General features: G+C 41.8%; 13 protein-coding genes and 4 tRNA genes. 13 read left to right on the top strand and 4 right to left on the bottom strand.

Annotated features, from left to right (window positions below):
• Positions 1–62 precede the first annotated feature (62 nt).
• Positions 63–2378, bottom strand: coding sequence for a glycosyltransferase family 2 protein (locus HXT51_RS05665; protein WP_421776386.1), 2316 nt, complete (start codon positions 2376–2378; stop codon positions 63–65).
• An 85-nt stretch (positions 2379–2463) separates the two neighbouring features.
• Between HXT51_RS05665 and HXT51_RS05670 the strand changes: the two genes are divergently transcribed.
• Both HXT51_RS05670 and HXT51_RS05675 read left to right on the top strand, forming a co-directional pair.
• Entirely contained in the window at positions 2464–3300 is an 837-nt protein-coding gene (locus HXT51_RS05670; protein ID WP_421776387.1) for an ABC transporter permease, read from the top strand.
• 76 nt (positions 3301–3376) lie between these two features.
• Positions 3377–4654, top strand: a complete 1278-nt coding sequence (locus HXT51_RS05675; protein WP_415691778.1) for an ABC transporter ATP-binding protein — start codon at positions 3377–3379, stop codon at positions 4652–4654.
• A gap of 68 nt (positions 4655–4722) precedes the next feature.
• On the opposite strand, the gene HXT51_RS05680 is transcribed toward HXT51_RS05675, so the two are convergent.
• Positions 4723–6864, bottom strand: coding sequence for a glycosyltransferase (locus HXT51_RS05680; RefSeq protein WP_421776833.1), 2142 nt, complete (start codon positions 6862–6864; stop codon positions 4723–4725).
• 125 nt (positions 6865–6989) lie between these two features.
• On the opposite strand from HXT51_RS05680, the gene HXT51_RS05685 reads away from it, so the two are divergent.
• Together HXT51_RS05685 and rfbB are read left to right on the top strand one after the other, a co-directional pair.
• Positions 6990–8240, top strand: a complete 1251-nt coding sequence (locus HXT51_RS05685) for a UDP-galactopyranose/dTDP-fucopyranose mutase family protein (RefSeq protein ID WP_421776388.1) — start codon at positions 6990–6992, stop codon at positions 8238–8240.
• Positions 8241–8326: 86 nt separating this feature from the next.
• Entirely contained in the window at positions 8327–9406 is a 1080-nt protein-coding gene (gene rfbB, locus HXT51_RS05690; RefSeq protein ID WP_421776389.1) for a dTDP-glucose 4,6-dehydratase, read from the top strand.
• Positions 9407–9660: 254 nt separating this feature from the next.
• On the opposite strand, the gene HXT51_RS05695 is transcribed toward rfbB, so the two are convergent.
• Positions 9661–9745: transfer RNA gene (locus HXT51_RS05695), tRNA-Ser, on the bottom strand.
• Between the two features lie 275 nt (positions 9746–10020).
• Between HXT51_RS05695 and HXT51_RS05700 the strand changes: the two genes are divergently transcribed.
• From HXT51_RS05700 to rpmG, 5 genes are all read left to right on the top strand, one after another.
• Complete coding sequence (locus HXT51_RS05700; protein WP_421776390.1) at positions 10021–11283, top strand: hypothetical protein; 1263 nt, start codon at positions 10021–10023, stop codon at positions 11281–11283.
• Between the two features lie 269 nt (positions 11284–11552).
• Positions 11553–11634 (top strand) — tRNA-Tyr (locus tag HXT51_RS05705).
• A 1-nt stretch (position 11635) separates the two neighbouring features.
• Positions 11636–11707, top strand: a tRNA-Thr gene (locus HXT51_RS05710).
• Between the two features lie 4 nt (positions 11708–11711).
• Positions 11712–11785, top strand: a tRNA-Met gene (locus tag HXT51_RS05715).
• 50 nt (positions 11786–11835) lie between these two features.
• Complete coding sequence (gene rpmG / locus HXT51_RS05720; protein ID WP_103084679.1) at positions 11836–12006, top strand: 50S ribosomal protein L33; 171 nt, start codon at positions 11836–11838, stop codon at positions 12004–12006.
• A 118-nt stretch (positions 12007–12124) separates the two neighbouring features.
• Here the strand turns inward: rpmG and HXT51_RS05725 are convergent, their stop codons facing one another.
• A complete protein-coding gene (locus HXT51_RS05725; RefSeq protein WP_421776391.1) occupies positions 12125–12697 on the bottom strand; it encodes a prepilin peptidase in 573 nt (190 codons plus the stop codon).
• Positions 12698–12936: 239 nt separating this feature from the next.
• On the opposite strand from HXT51_RS05725, the gene aroC reads away from it, so the two are divergent.
• The 4 genes from aroC to HXT51_RS05745 all read left to right on the top strand — a co-directional run bounded on the left by aroC (position 12937) and on the right by HXT51_RS05745 (position 18134).
• Positions 12937–14124, top strand: coding sequence for a chorismate synthase (gene aroC, locus HXT51_RS05730; protein WP_421776392.1), 1188 nt, complete (start codon positions 12937–12939; stop codon positions 14122–14124).
• 108 nt (positions 14125–14232) lie between these two features.
• A complete protein-coding gene (locus tag HXT51_RS05735; RefSeq protein ID WP_421776393.1) occupies positions 14233–15927 on the top strand; it encodes a bifunctional shikimate kinase/3-dehydroquinate synthase in 1695 nt (564 codons plus the stop codon).
• Positions 15928–15945: 18 nt separating this feature from the next.
• Positions 15946–16401 (top strand): type II 3-dehydroquinate dehydratase, encoded by a 456-nt coding sequence (locus tag HXT51_RS05740; RefSeq protein WP_421776394.1) that lies wholly within the window; start codon positions 15946–15948, stop codon positions 16399–16401.
• Between the two features lie 50 nt (positions 16402–16451).
• The gene (locus tag HXT51_RS05745) at positions 16452–18134 is read left to right on the top strand and encodes a CTP synthase (protein ID WP_421776395.1); all 1683 of its coding nucleotides are present in this window, start codon (positions 16452–16454) and stop codon (positions 18132–18134) included.
• Positions 18135–18366 lie beyond the last annotated feature (232 nt).

Consider the following 18366-nt stretch of genomic DNA (forward strand, 5'->3'; position numbering starts at 1 on the left):
AAGCGCTGGTAGTTTAGCTACCAGTATTTATACAAGTAGTTATACCAGTATCGCTCGCAGAATTATTTGTTATCCCTTCTCATAAGGCGTAACTTTTTCTGCAATTTTGCGATAAACACTGGGAGAGTTATTTTTTTCGCTGTTTTTACGATTTTTTCGCCAATCAGGTAGCGCGCAGAAGTGCGAATATTACTAATTTCCTGCTCGCATAATTCGCTTTTGCGCTCAAATTCAAACATGCGCCCTTTTAGCCACAAAGTGCGAGAAGTGGCGTTAAGTTGTAGTTTTTGGAACTCGTTATAAGCTTTTTCGTCGTAGAAATACGTTGGCAAGATATGTGAATTTTCCTCATAATTCAGAGCTTTTAATACTTCTTGCAGCTTGTCTTGAACGATTTTTGCTAAGGATTCAGAAGTTACTCGCGTATGGCAATCGTGAACGAAGCTTTCCATAAGAGCATTCGCGTATCCCTGATTATATGTTTCAAGAAGTCCTTCGCTTTCAAGCCATTTTCCGACTTCTAGCACTGAATTAACTTCAAGAGGTGCTTCATTAAACGACGTATTATGCTCTATTGAAAGCCAGAAGTTTTCTGGAATCGTTTTAGTATTAAGATTTTCGAATCCTTCTCCAGCTCCAACACTGAATCTTCCATAAGCATTTTCGTATGATTTAGCCAAATCGCAATACATAATATTTTGAGCTTCTAATGCTGCGCGCGTGCTAAAAGTCATAAGAGTTGCAGGAGTATCGTTATCTCCAGCTTCAACGCGAGCAGATTTCAAGAAGTCAGTTCTCCATATTTTCTGCCAACCGTAGCTGTAGCAACTGTTTATAAGAAGTTCTGAAATATCCTTAGGTGCATAAGATCCGTAATAAGTATCTTGCACTGTGTCATCACTATTTACAGCTCTAATAAAGCTTTCGTTGGAAAGATCGATATTATGCTTAATATCATTTTTAATAGAACAATCAATTAGATAATCGCTATGCAAGCTTTTGTTATTAAAGAACTCAAGATCAATAATCTTATTTTTATTATTAGAGCATTTGTGTAGATTATCTAAAGCGGCTTTAAGCACATTTTCGTTGATTATATAGCTTGAAGGCATGAAAATCGTGTATTTTCCATGAGCGTAATCAACTGCTTTAGAAATCATGTCTTTTATAGTGCATGAATCGTCATTTTGCTGAATTGTAAAGCGCTTATCTTTATCTGTAAATCTCTTAGCGATATTAAGAGTGCTATCCAAAGAATGAGAGTCAACAATAATAAATTCGCAAGAAATATTGCTTATAGAAGTGCAAGCTTTGAGGGAGTCAACAATCCAAGAATGAGCATTATGCGTGAAAATAACAAGAGAAAGCTCAGGATTAGATTCTGCTTTGTGCGCTTTAACTTCGTACGAGGATCCTAAGAAATCCATGTAGTAATCCATAAATTCTGGCTTCAGGCGAGAAGCCATAAGGAAAACTTCTTTTGAATCCATAGAGCTAAAAACTTCGTAAATAAGCTCGCGTATTTCAGGATTCTTATCGTCGAAACCAAACTCTGTGATTAACGAATTAACGTAATCAAATTCGCGTGAATAAAAAGCTTGCAAAACTTCGCGTGAAATATTCTGCTTGCTAAGAAATTCGCGCATATCACGCAAACGATCGAAAGGAAGATGAAAATCTTTCAATAAACTAGAAGCGCCAGGATTAGTTTGACGATAATAGTAGTACTTTCCAGGATTCCAGCAGATTTTATTCGCTAAAACCATAGTTTGCGCGAAGAAAGGATTATCTGTCCAACCTGCTCCAGGAATCGGCTTAAAACGTATTGTTGCATTATTTTTGTTATCTCCGTTAAGAAAATCTTTGCGGTAAATAGCAGACCAAATAGAAGGGTGATGGTAGAAAGGCTCAGCGAACTCGTTTAAGCTAAAAATAGACCTGTGCTTCGGCATAAAATAGCACAAGTTTGGCGTGTTTACTGCATCCTTATATCCATCTTTTCCATCATAAAAAAGCCAGTATCCGCCTTTAATAACATCGATTTTTTCATCTGTAAGATCTGTATTGCTTAAAAGACGCTCATACATGTGTGGGTCGATGAAATCGTCAGGCTCAACAATGCTAATCCACTCGCCTTTAGCGCGCTCCAAGCCGCGATTGCAAGTAGCCCCATAGCCCTCGTTTTCTTTTTCAATAACAACGAATCGACTATCTTTTTTAGCGAAAGATTTCATAATATCGATGGAACCGTCTTTGCTTCCATCTGAAAACATTAAGCATTCCCAATCAGTAAAAGTTTGATTTTGAATGGACTCCAAGCATTGCTGTAAAAAGGCTTCAACGTTATAAATCGGAACAATAATAGATATTTTCGGCATAGTTATGATGTTAACACAAAGAGGTTTATGTGTACGCTAGACAACACGCAAATTCAATTACAATCTAACTGATAATATGAGTACCGTGAAAAATCTAATAGATCATTGTCGTAAAAAGTATTCGTACGCAATTATCGTGCTTAGAGGCTTAGTAAAAACTGATTTTAAGTTGCGCTACCAAGGATCTTTCTTGGGTGTAGCATGGTCAGCGTTAAAGCCATTGATGATGTTTTGCGTAATGTATCTTATTTTTGGCAAGTTTTTGCGTATGACTGATGGCACGTCAACGTATCCAGTTGTGCTGCTTTTAGGTATTAGCGCGTGGCAGTTTGTGCAAGAATCTACGTCTATTGGATTGCGCTCGCTTGTAGATCGTGGCGATTTGTTGCGTAAAATTCATTTCCCTAACTATATTGTTGTAGTTTCGGCAACTATCGGGTCTTTAATAAGTTTTCTAATTAATTTAGTAGTCGTGCTTTGCTTCGCTATTTTCAACGGCGTTCATTTTACGTGGAGAGTAGTTTTACTTCCTATTAGTTTGATTCAGCTTTATGTAATCGCTATTGGAATTGCACTAATAATGTCTACTATGTATGTGTATTTCCGCGATATTTTGCATATTTGGGAAGTGGCTCAGCAGCTACTATTTTATGGAATGCCAATTATTTATCCGCTTAGCTACGTAATTAATAAAGGCGGTATTTTCGCTAAGTTAGCAAGGATGGAATTGCTTAATCCTATAGCTCAATGCATTCAGGATATGAGGCATAATCTTATCGCTCCTGATACGCAGCCAACTGTGTGGAGTTTATTCGGGCTTTCATGGATGTCTTTTGTTCCTATTTTGCTAACGATATTAGTTTTTCTGATTGGTATTTATGTGTTTAAGAAAAATAGTCATGCTTTTGTAGAAGTTATGTGATGTGTTGCAAGAAACTGTATGACTGATTTTCAAATCGCAAAAATTTTACGAAAGCTATGATGGGGAAGTGGATTTTATGAATAAGTTGCAAGATGACGTTGAAGCAAGAGATGACGATGAAGCAAGAGACGACGATATTGTTTTGTCTGTAAATCACGTGGGCAAATATTTTAAATTGCCAACCGAGCAAGCAACTGGCTTAAAACAAGCTTTTATAAATCTTACTAAAGGCATTAAAGGCTACAAATTCCAGCATGTGCTTAAAGATATAAGTTTCCAAGTGCATCGCGGTGAATTCTTCGGAATAGTCGGGCGAAATGGTGGCGGAAAATCAACGTTGCTGAAAATTATTTCGCAAATCTATTACCCAAATACTGGAAGCGTGAAAGTAAAAGGCAAGCTCGTTCCTTTTATTGAGCTTGGTGTTGGGTTTAATCCGGAGCTTACGGGACGCGAAAATGTTTATCTTAACGGAGCTTTACTTGGATTTACTCGCGCAGAAATTGACGCAATGTATGACGATATTGTTGAATTTGCTGAGCTTGAAGATTTTATGGATCAAAAGTTAAAGAATTATTCTTCTGGTATGCAAGTTCGATTGGCTTTTTCTGTTGCTATTAAAGCTCAGGGAGATATTCTAGTTCTTGATGAAGTTTTGGCTGTTGGCGACGAAGCTTTCCAGCGTAAGTGTGATTCTTTCTTTACTGAAATTCGAAAAGATCCTACTAAAACCGTTATTCTTGTTACGCATGATATGAATGCTGTGAAACGCTATTGCACGCGTGCGATGATGATTAGCGACGGTGAAGTTGCTGCGATTGGAAATACCGAGTCCGTGGCAGATCAATATACTTTGGCAAATATTGAAGCTGAGCGCGCAAAGCAGGATAAGCTTGGCGAAAAGATGGGCAAGGGGCAGTATGCGCAAGGATTAAATGCGAAGTGTCCGTTGCTTAGGACGTATGCTTTGGAAGACAAGATTTACAAGAGTAGCGATACTTTCCGTTTTGCTGTTGAGTATCAGTACGACGAGCCGGGTGATTTCTATTTGGCGATTGCTTTGCATGATATTCGGCGCGGCGGAATTACCTACGATACTGGTTCTAAAGTGTTGAAAATGCAAAAGCGTGGGCATCAAATAGTGCATTTTGAAATGCCGTTAAATTTGTTTAACAATGGCGAGTTTACGCTTTTTACTTCTTTGCGTACGCCTAGCCCAACCGAGGATGATTACACGGATTTGCTAGCTGTTGCTGTGGATGCGAACGCTTGCACGTTTGTAATCAGAGATAGTCGTAATCGCGATTATGCTTTGCTAAGCGATCGTGCGATGACGATTAAGCAAGTTTCGTGAAATTTCGTGAAACATCTCCGGTTATTTTTTTTGCGGCTTTTTGTAGCTGTTTTCGCCATCGCCGTTACTTATTTGTTGTTAGTTGAGCTGAAGATTTTATCCCAACTTTCAACGCTCGCCATATCGTAAGCGCGATACGCTTTAGAAAGCTTCTTCCAGCGGCGTAACATCTTTAAAGCCAAGAATACGTCTGTTCGCAACAGTTTACGGAATAATTTGCTATCTCTTTGGAAAAGATTCAGCGTAGTGCCATCTGGGGCTGTGACAATTGCAGTATTTACGCCAACAAACGAAGGCCAAGAAACATCTTGAGCTGGAATCGCAACTTCCGGACGAGGATTCTTCGCGCTCTTTGCGTTCGTTGCGTGTTTTTCGTGCGCTAGCAAAGCCTTAATTGTTGCGTGTTTTTGTGCTTTACGCAAAGCTTTAGCATCATGTGCAGTAAACGGACTTACGTGCTCGCGCGAAACCTCGCTAATAATCGATTCGTCATTTATAGGCTGCGTGTCGCTAAAGGATTGACGCGCTTTACGAACTTCACCAAGCTTTTGCGGCATCGAATCAACAATATATTGTGGCCCGCGCAAAATATCCTGCAATCCCATATGATGCAATTGCATAGCAGAATACGCAAGTTTTAAGCCGGAAGCCAAGTCACTTCTAAGCATCTCAATCGCAAAACGCAAGCTTGGTTTAGTGCAATGAAGTAGTCCGCAAATCCAACGATTGCGCTGGAAGAAGTACTCTTCCCAAGTGCGCGAAGGATCCTTATCGTGCCAAGCTTGATGCCAAACTGCAACTCCTGGCAAGCAAATCGTGTGATAACCGTGCTCAAGCGCTCTAATCGAATATTCAGTGTCGTCAAACTTAATAAACACAGGTAGCGAAAGACCGATTTCTTTCATAATTGCAGTTGGGATAAGGCTCATCCACCAACCGTTGTAATCAGTGTCTATTCGTTGATGGCGCTCAGGGCAATCTTGCAAAGTAATCGCTGCGAAATCATGATTGTAATCAAGATTCTGTGAAGGTTTCATCCATACGTTATTGCGAGTGAATCGCTCGCCTTGAGTGTAAAGGACGGTACGATTATCCAAGTGAAGCATTCCGCCGCCAATAATAGCAGACTTTATCGTGTAATCAGCAAATTGAAGCGCGCGAAGAATGCACTCTGTTTCGCTAATTGCGTCGTCGTCGAGAAGCATAGTGTAGCTGCTTCTTCCAGCTTTAAGTGTCTCAAACATGCCTCGCGAGAATCCGCCGGAACCGCCTAAATTAGCCTGCTGAATATAGGTGAGCTGGTTGCCAAGATTTGCGCTTGTTTCATTAAATCCAGGCTGATTCTTAACTAAATCGGTGCCTTGATCTGTGCAATAAATTGTATCAAGTCGCGCACGAAGTGCTTTGTTTTCTGCTATTGCTTTCAGCTGATTGTGGCAGTATGAAGGGCGATTAAACGTAGTAATAGCAATAGAAAAAGTGCTATTTGATTGCTGTTTTTTGCCTGATTGCACTTTATTCGCGCATGGCACGCTCCACTCAGCATTGCTAACAGTAAAGCAACTAGAATCACTTGCTTTAGCCTCAAACCAAAAATATCCACCGTCTGCAAGACCTGTCATAGGTATTTCGTAGCTGATGGTTTGCGCAGACTGATTTTGCTGCTTGTTAAAATCAAACTCAAACTTTTGCACAGGATAAGTAAGTCCGCGTCCAGTCGAGCGCATTAGTTGCAAGTAGCCGGCGCCTTCAACCTTTGCAGTAAACTTAACAGTTTTTACTCTCGTCCAATGCTGCCAATAGCTTGCAGGAAAAGCGTTAAAGAAAGTGCAAAGAGACACATGTTTTCCTGCGTCAATGCAAAGCGAGTTGCGTGAAAGAACAGTGCAAACACCTTGAGTTTCAACATTTGGCAAGTGACTGCTTGTGTCAGCAAGAAGCTTTTTAAAATCAGTAAGATTTAGATTATTTATATCGATTGCGCGCGTATTCATACGAGGATCGAGCACAGTGCGCTGCAAATACGAGCGATGCCAAGGAATTACGTAAAGTGGCATAGTAATTTCAGCGTCTTTTACAGGGTAAACAACACGATTTACAACTTCCCAACCTTTATTGTTGCTATTTGCGCTGTTAGAATCTTGTTTTTCTTGCATTTCTTGCTTATTTTGGGTTTCTGCGCGGTTTTCTGCACTCTTTGCCTTAGTCATATTAGACATTATATATACGTATATATACGCTTAAGCCTATTCTTGAAATGTATTGTGCATGAATGAATTGAGTTGGAGCATAGTTTAAATAATAAGCCCAACTGAAAGTACGAAAGGTAAATAATATGACGCAGTCAGCAACCTCCCAAAATACAACTTACCCAGATTTAGTGGTTGTTGGAGCTGGTTTGTTCGGCTTAACTGTAGCTCAGCAAGCAGTGGAACATACTGGCGCTCGCGTTGAAATTATTGACGTTCGAAATCATATTGGCGGCAATGCCTACTCGTATTTTGACGAGCGCACGGGAATTGAAATTCATAAGTATGGTGCGCATCTTTTCCACACAAGCAATAAGCGCGTATGGGATTACGTGAATCGTTTTACTTCATTTACTAACTACGTGCATCGCGTTTATGCAACTCACGACGGCGAAGTTTATCCACTGCCAATCAACTTGGGCACTATTAACCAGTTCTTCCACGCTCACTACACGCCAGAAGAAGCGAAGGCTTTGATTGCAAGCCAAGCGGGGGAGTTTGCTGGCAAAGATCCGCAGAATTTGAACGATAAGGGCATTAGCTTAATTGGCCGTCCGCTTTATGAAGCGTTTATTAAAAACTACACTGCAAAGCAGTGGCAAACAGATCCTTCCGAGCTTCCGGCTGGAATTATTAAGCGCTTGCCTGTGCGATTCAACTACAATAATCGCTACTTTAAAGACACTTGGGAGGGCTTGCCAACAGACGGTTACACAGCTTGGATGCAGCGCATGATTGACGATCCTAGAATCCACGTTTCGCTTGGCGTAGACTTTTTCGACGAATCGCAGCCGTTTAACAAGCGCGCGTTGGCGGAGGCTGGAGTGCCGGTGGTTTATACCGGTCCGGTTGATAGGTATTTTGACTATGCTCTCGGCGAATTGAAGTGGCGTACCGTTGACTTTAAGGAAGTGCGTTACGAGGAGAGCGACCACTTTGGCTGCCCAGTTATGAACTATTCGGATGCTGATGTGCCATTTACGCGCGCGATTGAGTTTAAGAACTTTAATCCAGAGCGCGAGGAAGTTTCTACGGAATCTAGTGGTGAAGCTAGCGGTGAAGCTGATTTCGTGCCAGGCAAAAGCGTGAAAGCTGGGGAAACTGTTGTATGGCAGGAGTATTCTCGCGCTGCTACTCGCGAGGATGAGCCTTACTATCCTGTGAATACTGATGCAGATAAAGCATTGTATGCTCGCTATGCGGAGCTTGCTGCAGCTGAGCAGAACACTGTTTTCGGTGGTCGCTTGGGCACTTACAACTATTACGATATGCACAACGTAATCGACATGGCTTTGCGCGCTTACGAATCGCAAGTAGCTCCACTTTTAAATAAATAATCTTATATAAGTAAGCAAAAACTATATAAAACCATATAGTTAAACAAAAGACTATATAAGTAAGCATCTGTATTGAAGTGATAATAATGGAAAATAATTCTATCGATATGCCATCTCATATATTAGTTACTGGTGGAGCTGGATTTATAGGATCTAATTTTGTGCATTATATTGCGAAATATCATCCTGATGTTGCAATTACAGTATTGGATTCTTTGACTTATGCAGGGAATTTAAGTAATTTATACGAATTGCCGCAAGAGTTTTTTAATAACCACTATTCCTTCGTAAAAGGTGATGTTCGCGATGCTGATTTAGTTGATCAGCTTTTAAATCCTTATGCGAAACATGTAACTGCATCCGGTTATAGCCTTCCAGCGATAGATGTTATTGTTCATTTTGCTGCAGAATCTCACAATGACAATGCTTTTGAATGTGCTGATCCTTTTATAAGCACGAATGTTTGTGGCACGTATGTTTTGCTTAATGCTGCCCGAAAATACAATATTCGATTCCATCACATAAGCACTGATGAAGTATATGGTGATTTACCTTTAAACAGCACAATGCGCTTCAATGAAGAAAGTCCATATAATCCTACGAGTCCATATGCTGCTTCAAAAGCTTCTAGTGATTATCTAGTTCGCGCATGGTGTAAAACGTATGGTCTTCGCGCAACTATTTCTAATTGTGGGAATAATTATGGGCCTCGTCAGCATATTGAGAAGTTTATTCCTAGACAGATTACGAATATTATGTGCGGATTGCCGGCGAAATTGTATGGCAAGGGTGATTCCATTCGCGATTGGATACATGTAGAAGATCATTGCGACGCAATATGGCGAATATTGACATGTGGAACAATTGGTGAAACATATGTTGTTGGTGCTCGATGCGAAATAAGTAATATTGAAATGCTTAGGATTATTTTGCGCATTATGGGTAGGCCTGAATCTGATATAGAGCGAGTTAAGCCAAGATTATGTGAAGATCGCAAATATGCGCTCGATGCGACTAAAATTCAAACTCAGCTTGGATGGAGTCCAAAGCATATAAGTATCAATCTTGGTTTAAAGGAAACTATTGATTGGTATTCGTCGCATTACAATACGTGGAATAATTTGAAATATGCCGTTGAACAGCATTACGCTGAATCCGGGCACTGATTATTTTTTTATTTGTGTGTTATAAGTCCTTATTTTTGGGAATTAACCCTGAATAAGGACTTATTTTTCGCTTTCACCCTGCAATCACCCGGGAATCACCCGGGAATCACCCGGAAATAAACTAGGAAATAACCCCTATTTTTAGATTTATTTAACCCTTGATATTTTGTGTATGATACTGATATAACGTTGATATTTCAAGGGTTTTTGGCATGAAAAAAGGGCTTCTGGCGATTGGCTAGAAACCCTACTCGCGGAGAATACGAGATTCGAACTCGTGAGGCTGTTACACCAACACGCTTTCCAAGCGTGCGCCATAGACCACTAGGCGAATTCTCCAAGTCGAATGCCAATCGAATATTATCGTTCGGCAGACAACTCAAAAAGAGTAACACAGAGTGGAGATAAAGTAAATACGGTGTGCCGTGGGTGTGTCATACTCAAATCTATGCCTAATTGGTGCAGAGCGTATTTGGTAAAGGAAAATATATAAGTTTAAATCAGGTATTAAGGGAAAGAATATTTTTTCGACACGCACAACAATATATTAAAAAGTGATTCAATAGAGTAAAATTACCAGAAACCGACAATCGAGAATGGGAAAAGGAGAAACTATGACAGACTCGACTGATCGTCAGATGCAAAATAAGTCTTCTAGTCAATCAAATAATCCGAATAATGAGAATAATGGTGCGCGTCCTAATCAGGCACCAAATCGTAATATGAATCCGCAATCTAATGGCGCTTACAACCAAAATCGTCCTCAGCAGCCTATGCAGCAGGGTCGTCCAATGGGTCAGCCAATGGGTCAGCCAATGGGTCGCCCTGGTCAGCCAATGGGTCAGCCTGGTCGCCCTGGTCAGCCAATGGGCCAGCCGATGGGACGTCCAATGGGCCAGCCGATGGGCCAGCCTGGTCACCCAGGTCAGGCTTTAGGTCGTCCTGTTATGCCACAAGGTCGTCCAATGGGTCAGCCAATGGGTGGTTATCCAATGGGTGGTCCTGGTCAGCCAATGGGTGGTCCTGGTCAGCCAGGTAATAATGGCTCCCAGATAATGGATTCCTTGAAAGGCTTAATGAGTAGTTTCTCGGCTTCCAAATTGGGGAATATTGAGACTCGCTATAAGCTGAATCAGGGTTATAGCTACGCAATGCGCGACAAGAATGGTGCTGATCCATATGATTCTTTGACAAGCAAAGCTGTTTTGCCGCCGAATTATGATTATTCTTCCAATATGGTTCAAAGAGGAACTTTGCTTTATGCGTTCTTGCATACAAATCGAGCTCCACTTATTGGCGCAATCGTATTTGTTGTAGCGTTCATATTTATGCTTATTTCTGGACTTTTCCCATGCTTCGTATTATATGAAGGAAGACTGCGTGGCGTTGGTTCAGCATTCCTGCCAAATGATGATTATTCCTATATTTCAGATGTTAAGAATGCTGCTGCTGTAGTTCATTTTATTGCATTTTTGTTTGTGCTGCTTTTCTTGGCAATAATGGCTATTGTTGTAATTTGCACTATTCTGTACGTTTTGTTCCTTTACAAAACACGCGAGATATGCAAGAACACTGTATATGCGAATCAGTTTGCAGTAGTAAAGGCTTATGCTCGAGTTGCTGGAATCCCTGTATATAGCAATACAGTTAATTTAACTAAGGAAGACTTAGTGCGTTTGCCTTACTTCCTTTGGAATTTGCGTTATATGCCTATTTACACTGATCGCACTAAGAACTATTGCGGTGATGTAAAGATGATTCCAGGTATGAACGAAAGCGAAGTTGATGAGTTAGGTTTGTTGTCTAACGATAAGCTTGCAAAGATAGGTTTCAAGGTGTACACGATTCTTTCGGGTACAACAACTATTGAAGGTTAGTTTCCTATTTTTGGTTGCGTTCTTATAGGAATCTTGGATAATAATCTAAGTTACTAATAAGGATTTATGAGTGCACTAGCGAAAGTTAGTGCACTTTTTTAATAATCTATAGAAATTTCTTTTCCTTGTAAAATCAAGGTTTTTGACGGGAATAATCCGATAAGCGGAGGCATTTGTGAGCTTATTCGGCGTGTCTTGGCTTGCATTAGTCTCGTTTTCGTGGCAAAATAACAAAGTTGCCGTTTGGAGATTACTCCTAGCGATAACATGGCGGGTTACCAGAGCGGCCAAATGGGACTGACTGTAAATCAGTTGCTTCGTGCTTCAGTGGTTCAAATCCACTACCCGCCACGCCTCGATAGCTCAGTGGTAGAGCACTTCCTTGGTAAGGAAGAGGTCGTGAGTCCGATTCTCACTCGAGGCTCTCTGGCGGGGTAGCTCAGCTGGCTAGAGCGTACGACTCATAATCGTAAGGTCAAGAGTTCGAGTCTCTTCCTCGCTACAATGGCCAGCAGGAGTTGGTCAACATACAATATTCTAGAGGTGAACGAAATGGCAAGTAAGAGCGCAGACATCCGTCCAGGCATTACGCTTGCATGCACGGAGTGCAAGGAGCGTAATTACATCACGACGAAGAATCGTCGTAATACGCCTGATCGTCTTGAGTTGAACAAGTTCTGCCCACGCTGCGGCAAGCACACACTTCATCGCGAGACCCGATAAGCTGTGTTTGCAAATTCAATTGCGTTGTATTAATTTTCAGCGCGATTGTTTGTTTAGACTTAATACCCCGCTTGTGCGGGGTTTTTATTTTATCTATTAGTTTGGGGAATAACCCCAATTAATACGAAAAAGTTAGTATCACTGCGAATATAGCGGATAATACTTCAACTGGAACAAACGGTATTCGTAAGCTTTTATTTTTATCATCATATTTTGGGTTTGATTTTGATTTAGAATTTGGATTTGAATTTGAATTAAAAGTAGAATTAGATGTTTGCTTTTTAGTATTAACGTACTTTTGAAATATAACATATGCAATAATTGCAAATCCGCCGATTACCCCTGTTAGCGCTATCCATGTTATTAAACTTTCAATTCCAAATAATCCCAAAGCTTGTGCAAGCATAGTCGCGCAGGTTATGTCTCCGAATCCAATCGACTTCTTCCCTGATATTTTCCGCATAGTTAAATATAGAAGAAAACAGCTTAGTGCGGAAAACCATCCGTATAAAGTTATTGAGAAATCGTGTTTTGTTGCTATCGAATAAATTGAATTTGATAAAGTTTGGGCGAAAATTGCAATAATCACCCATAATCTGGGTACGCAAAAGTAGCGCATATCTGTAAAGCATAATGCTATTGCGCAAATTAAAGTCGGTATAGCAGTTATTATTTTTGCAAGCTCAATCATGAAATAATGCTAGAAAATCGTGATTTTTTGCGCAAGAAAAATCAATGCTTGTGGTTAGAAGTTATAGCTTGTGGTTAGAAGTTAAATATTTTGAAACCCGTACGTGGCATCAAATATAAAGTGGAATAGCGAAAATCAAAATTGCAATTAGTTAAATAAGATATGCGTAAAATACGCTTAATAAGAATATGATGTAGTGAGTAGAATGAAAATCTAAAGCGTCGGCGAAGGGAGACTATATGCTGCATTGGCAGACAGCAGGCGAATCGCATGGTGAAGCGTTGGTTGCAATGATCGAGGGCTTGCCTGCAGGTATTCGTATAACTAGCGAAGATATTGTTGCTGCTCTTTTTCGTAGACGTTTAGGATATGGTCGTGGCGCTCGCATGAAGTTTGAGCAGGACAAAGTGCGTCTTTTAACCGGAGTTCGACACGGCGTAACGCTTGGTTCTCCGATTGCTGTAGAAATTGCGAATACAGAGTGGCCAAAGTGGACGGAAGTAATGAGTGCAGATCCTTTGGATCACGATTTACCGAAAGAAGGCCGCAATGCTGCGCTTTCTAGGCCGCGCCCAGGGCATGCTGATTTAACTGGCATGCGCAAGTATGGTTTTAATGATGCTCGCGAAGTTTTAGAGCGTTCGAGTGCTAGGGAAACGGCTTCTCGAGTGGCTTTAGGTGCTATTGTCGATGCGTTTTTGCAGCAAGCTTTAGGTGTGCGCACAGTTGCGCATGTTATTGGAATTGGTGGCGTATATGCCAACAGAAGTTTAGCTTTACCAACACCAGATGATGTTGCTGCTTTGGATGCTTCTCCAGTTCGTACTCTCGATAAAGATGCTGAAGCGCGAATGATTGCTCGCATTGATGAAGCAAAAGCGAATGCGGATACGCTTGGCGGAGTAGTGGAAGTGCTTGCTTACGGCATGCCTGCAGGAGTTGGCACGTATGTGGAATCGGATCGTCGTTTGGATGCGGCTCTCGCGAGCGCGCTTATGGGAATCCAGGCTATTAAAGGCGTGGAAATTGGAGACGGATTTGCAGAGGCAGATCGTCCTGGATCGGCTGCTCACGACGAAATCATAACAGACGAAAACGGTAAAATTAAGCGTCTTACTAATCGCGCTGGTGGTATTGAAGGTGGAATGTCGAACGGCGAAATTATTCGCGTGCGCGCTGCAATGAAGCCAATTCCGTCTATCCCACGCGCTTTGCGTACAGTAGATGTGCTTACTGGCGAGGCTGCTCAAGCTATTAATCAGCGTTCTGATTTCACTGCTGTACCGGCGGCTTCAGTAGTTGCAGAAGCGATGGTAAGACTTACTTTAGCGAAGTATGCTTTAGAAAAATTCGGCGGCGATAGCGTGTCGGAAACAATGCGTAATGCAAAAAATTACGTTGATTCATGGCCTGAACACATGCGTTAAAACAGAAATGCTAAAACAGAAATGCTAAAACAGTTTAAATAACGGTTTAAAGTAGCATCTTAAAGTAGCATCTTAAAGTAGCAGTTAAAAAGTCAGAAGAGTATTGCAATGAAACGCTTTAACGAAAACAACAGTAACGATAAGTGTTACCCGCTTGCTGTGATTATTGGTATGCCGGCAGCAGGTAAAACTCGTGTTGGGCGAGAAGTTGCGAATATTATGCACGTTCCTTTCTTGGATACAGATATTGTTATCGAAGAAAAAATAGAAATGTCTGTGTCGCAATATTTTGAGCAATATGGTCAAGATGCTTTTCGTAAAGTTGAAGCTCAAGTAGTGCGCGATGCCATTGAAGGCGATAATGCTTGCACTGGAATCGTTTCTTTAGGTGGTGGCGCTCCTATGAACGAATCCACTCAAAATGTTTTGAGAAAATATAAAGCTCTCGGCGGTAAAATCGTATATTTGCAGGCAAATCCTCAAGAGGCGATTGAAAGAGCTGGAAGGAATAATAATCGTCCTATGCTTTCCGGTTCGGATGGTGCTGAACGTTGGATGGAATTATTTAAGAAGCGCAATCCTGTATTTTCTGAACTTGCTAATATGCATGTTCGCACTCATGGAGCTACTCCGCGATTGGCTGCTGAAAAAGTTAGGAGCATGATTATGCAACATATTGTGCATGTTACCGGCGAAGGCATAGAGCCTTATGATGTGCGAATTGGTGACGGAGTTATGCAGCTTTTGCCGCAAATTCTCGGCGAAAAGCCTGTTAGAGTGGCGTTAGTGCATACTCAACCAGTGCAGAGGCATAGTGATAAAGCTAGAACTATTTTGCGTCAATCTGGCTACGAAGTTTTCGACATGATAATTCCGGACGCGGAAGCTGGAAAAACTATTAAAGTTGCAAGCGGATTATGGGCTAACTTGGCAGAAGCTGGTTTTACTCGTTCAGACGCGATTGTTGGATTAGGTGGAGGTGCCGCAACAGATTCGGCTGGTTTTGTGGCCGCAACTTGGATGCGTGGTATTCGATATGTGAATTGTCCTACTTCGCTTCTTGCTATGGTTGATGCATCAACTGGTGGAAAAACTGGTATTAATACGGATGCTGGCAAGAATCTGGTTGGTAGTTTTTACACTCCAGCTGGCGTTCTAGCTGACACTTCTACTCTTCGCACTCTTCCTAATGATATTTTGATTGAGGGCTTGGGAGAGGTTGCAAAATCTGGGTTTATTCGCGATTCTGAAATATTAAAACTGCTTAGTGACGCTCATAATGCTGAATTATTGCGTAAATTTAATGGAGAACTATTAGAAAATTGTGAAGAACTTCACGATCTATTAGTAGAACTTATTGAGCGCACTGTTAGAGTAAAAGCGTATCACGTGTCGAATGACTTAAAAGAGCAAGGTTTGCGCGAGTTTTTGAATTACGGTCATACTTTAGGGCATGCGATTGAGCAGATTGAGCATTTTCGTTGGCGTCATGGAAACGCGGTTGCTGTTGGAATGGTTTTTGCTGCAGAGCTTGCACAAATTTTGGGATATTTGGATGCGGAAGATGTTACGTATCATCGTTCGCTTTTGGAATCTCTTGGATTGCCAATATCTTGGAACGGCAATGAGGATGATGAAAGTGCGTTTGAGCGCGTGCTTAATCTTATGCATAGAGATAAAAAGGCTCGCGGAAATATGCTACGCTTCGTAATTTTGTATGGTATTTCTAATCCTACGCATCTTGATAATCCGCCTATTGAAGCGGTTCATGAAGCTTTTAGACGAGTTTATAAGCAAAATTAATTAAATTGCGAGGTCGTAATGGAAAATAAGCAGTTAAAAAAAGTTCTTGTAGTGAACGGGCCAAATTTAGGGCGTTTAGGCGTGCGTCAACCAGACGTATACGGCAGCGAGAATTTTGAAACTTTGTGCGAGCGTTGTGAAAAGTGGGGAGCGAATCTTGGCTTAAAAGTAGAAGTGCGGCAAAGCGATGACGAAGCTCAAATGGTTCACTGGATGCATGAAGCTGCCGACACGCATACGCCGGTAGTTATGAATCCTGCTGCTTTCACGCACTACAGCTATGCGCTTGCGGATGCGGCTCACATGGTTTTGGACGCTGGAGTGCCGTTAATGGAAGTACATATTTCCAATCCTGCTGCGCGTGATGCTTTTCGTAAAATTAGTGTAATTAGTCCTGTTGCAACCGGCACAATTACCGGCATGGGATTATATGGGTACAAACTTGCGCTTGAAGCTGTTGCTTATTTAATCTAACTTTTTAAGCAAATTTCCAGCGTCGAGGCTCGAAGATACTATGGAGTTCCATGGTTAGAAGACAACATGGTAACTCTCAGGAGCATATTACAAAGCATATTTTTGTCACTGGTGGCGTAGTTTCGTCCCTCGGAAAAGGCCTTACAGCATCATCTTTAGGCCGACTTTTACGCAGTCGCGGATTGCATGTATTACAACAAAAACTCGACCCTTATATCAATGTTGACCCGGGTACAATGAACCCATTCCAGCATGGCGAAGTCTATGTTACGGAAGACGGTGCAGAAACAGATCTCGATATTGGTCATTACGAGCGATTCCTCGATGTTTTCTTAAGCCAGAAAGCGAATGTAACTACAGGTCAGATTTATCAATCTGTGCTTCGTAAGGAGCGTGCTGGCGAATATTTGGGTCAGTGCGTGCAAGTTATTCCGCATATTACTGGCGAAATTAAGTCGCGTATGCGCGCGCAAGCTTCCGACGATGTAGACGTGATTATTACAGAAATCGGCGGCACAGTTGGCGATATTGAATCCCAGCCATTCTTGGAGGCTGCTCGCGAAGTTCGTCGCGATTTAGGTCCTGAAAACTGCATGTTTGTGCATGTTTCTTTGGTTCCTTATATTGCTGCAGCTCACGAATTGAAGACTAAGCCAACTCAGCATTCTGTGATGATGCTTCGTCAGCTTGGTATTTCTCCAGATGCGCTTGTTTTGCGTTCGGATCGTCCGCTTAATCAAGGCATTAAAGATAAGATTTCGCTTATGTGCGATGTTGATGCTGAAGGCGTTGTGAATTGCGTTGACGCTCCAAGCATTTACGATGTGCCGAAGATTTTGTTCAACGAGGGCTTGGATGCTTACGTTGTTCGTGAACTTGAGCTTCCATTCCACGATGTTGATTGGAACGAGTGGGAAGATTTGCTTGAGCGCGTGCATCATCCAAAGCATGAGCTAAACATTGCAATCGTTGGAAAGTATATTGATTTGCCAGATGCATACCTTTCCGTTACCGAGGCTATTAAGGCTGGCGGTTTTGCAAACTGGGCTAAAGTTAACGTTCGCTGGGTTGCTGCCGACAAGTGCGAAACTCAAGAAGGTGCTGCTGCGGCTCTTGACCAAATGGACGGCATGGTTATTCCAGGCGGATTCGGCATTCGTGGTATTGAGGGTAAGATTGGAGCTTTGCGTTACGCTCGCGAGCACGGTTTGCCAACGCTTGGTCTTTGCCTTGGTTTGCAGTCCATGGTTATTGAGTACGCTCGTCACGTGCTTGGACTTGAGGATGCTAATTCCACTGAGTTCGAAAAGGATTGTGGCGATCCAGTAATCGCAACTATGGAAGAGCAGAAAGATATTGTGGACGGTAAGGGAGATATGGGTCACACAATGCGACTTGGATCTTACCCTGCAACGCTTGAAGAAGGCTCGATTGTTGCTGAGCTTTACGGTTCTACGCATGTTACTGAGCGTCACCGTCACCGTTACGAAGTAAACGTGGCGTATAAGGATCGTTTGCGTGAAGCTGGCTTGCGTATTAGCGGCCAAAGCCCAGATGGTAACTTGACTGAGTTTGTGGAGCTTCCAAAGAGTGTTCACCCATTCTATGTGGCAACTCAAGCTCATCCAGAGTTTAAGTCTCGCCCAACTAAGCCTCATCCACTGTTTGCTGGATTGGTTGCTGCAGCTTTGGAACATCAAGAAGCTGCTCAAAACAGCAAGGCGGATAAGTAAGTCTTAAGCATGTAAAAACAGGCGGTAAAACTTGGTTTTCCTAAGTTTTACCGCTTTTTGTTTTATTAGATTGTGAGTAATATTACGTTTTGCGCGTAACACAGCTATACCAAGAAATCGCATTACGCGGTAACCTTAAATAGGTAAGAAATATAGTAGCTAGAGAGCAAAAGTAGCGCTTGGGGGAGCGGCTTTTGTGAATTAATGCGTATAACGATGCCGTACTATTCGT

This window comes from Gardnerella sp. KA00255 (genome assembly GCF_049244095.1).
GTDB classification, from domain to species: Bacteria; Actinomycetota; Actinomycetes; order Actinomycetales; family Bifidobacteriaceae; genus Bifidobacterium; species Bifidobacterium vaginale_F.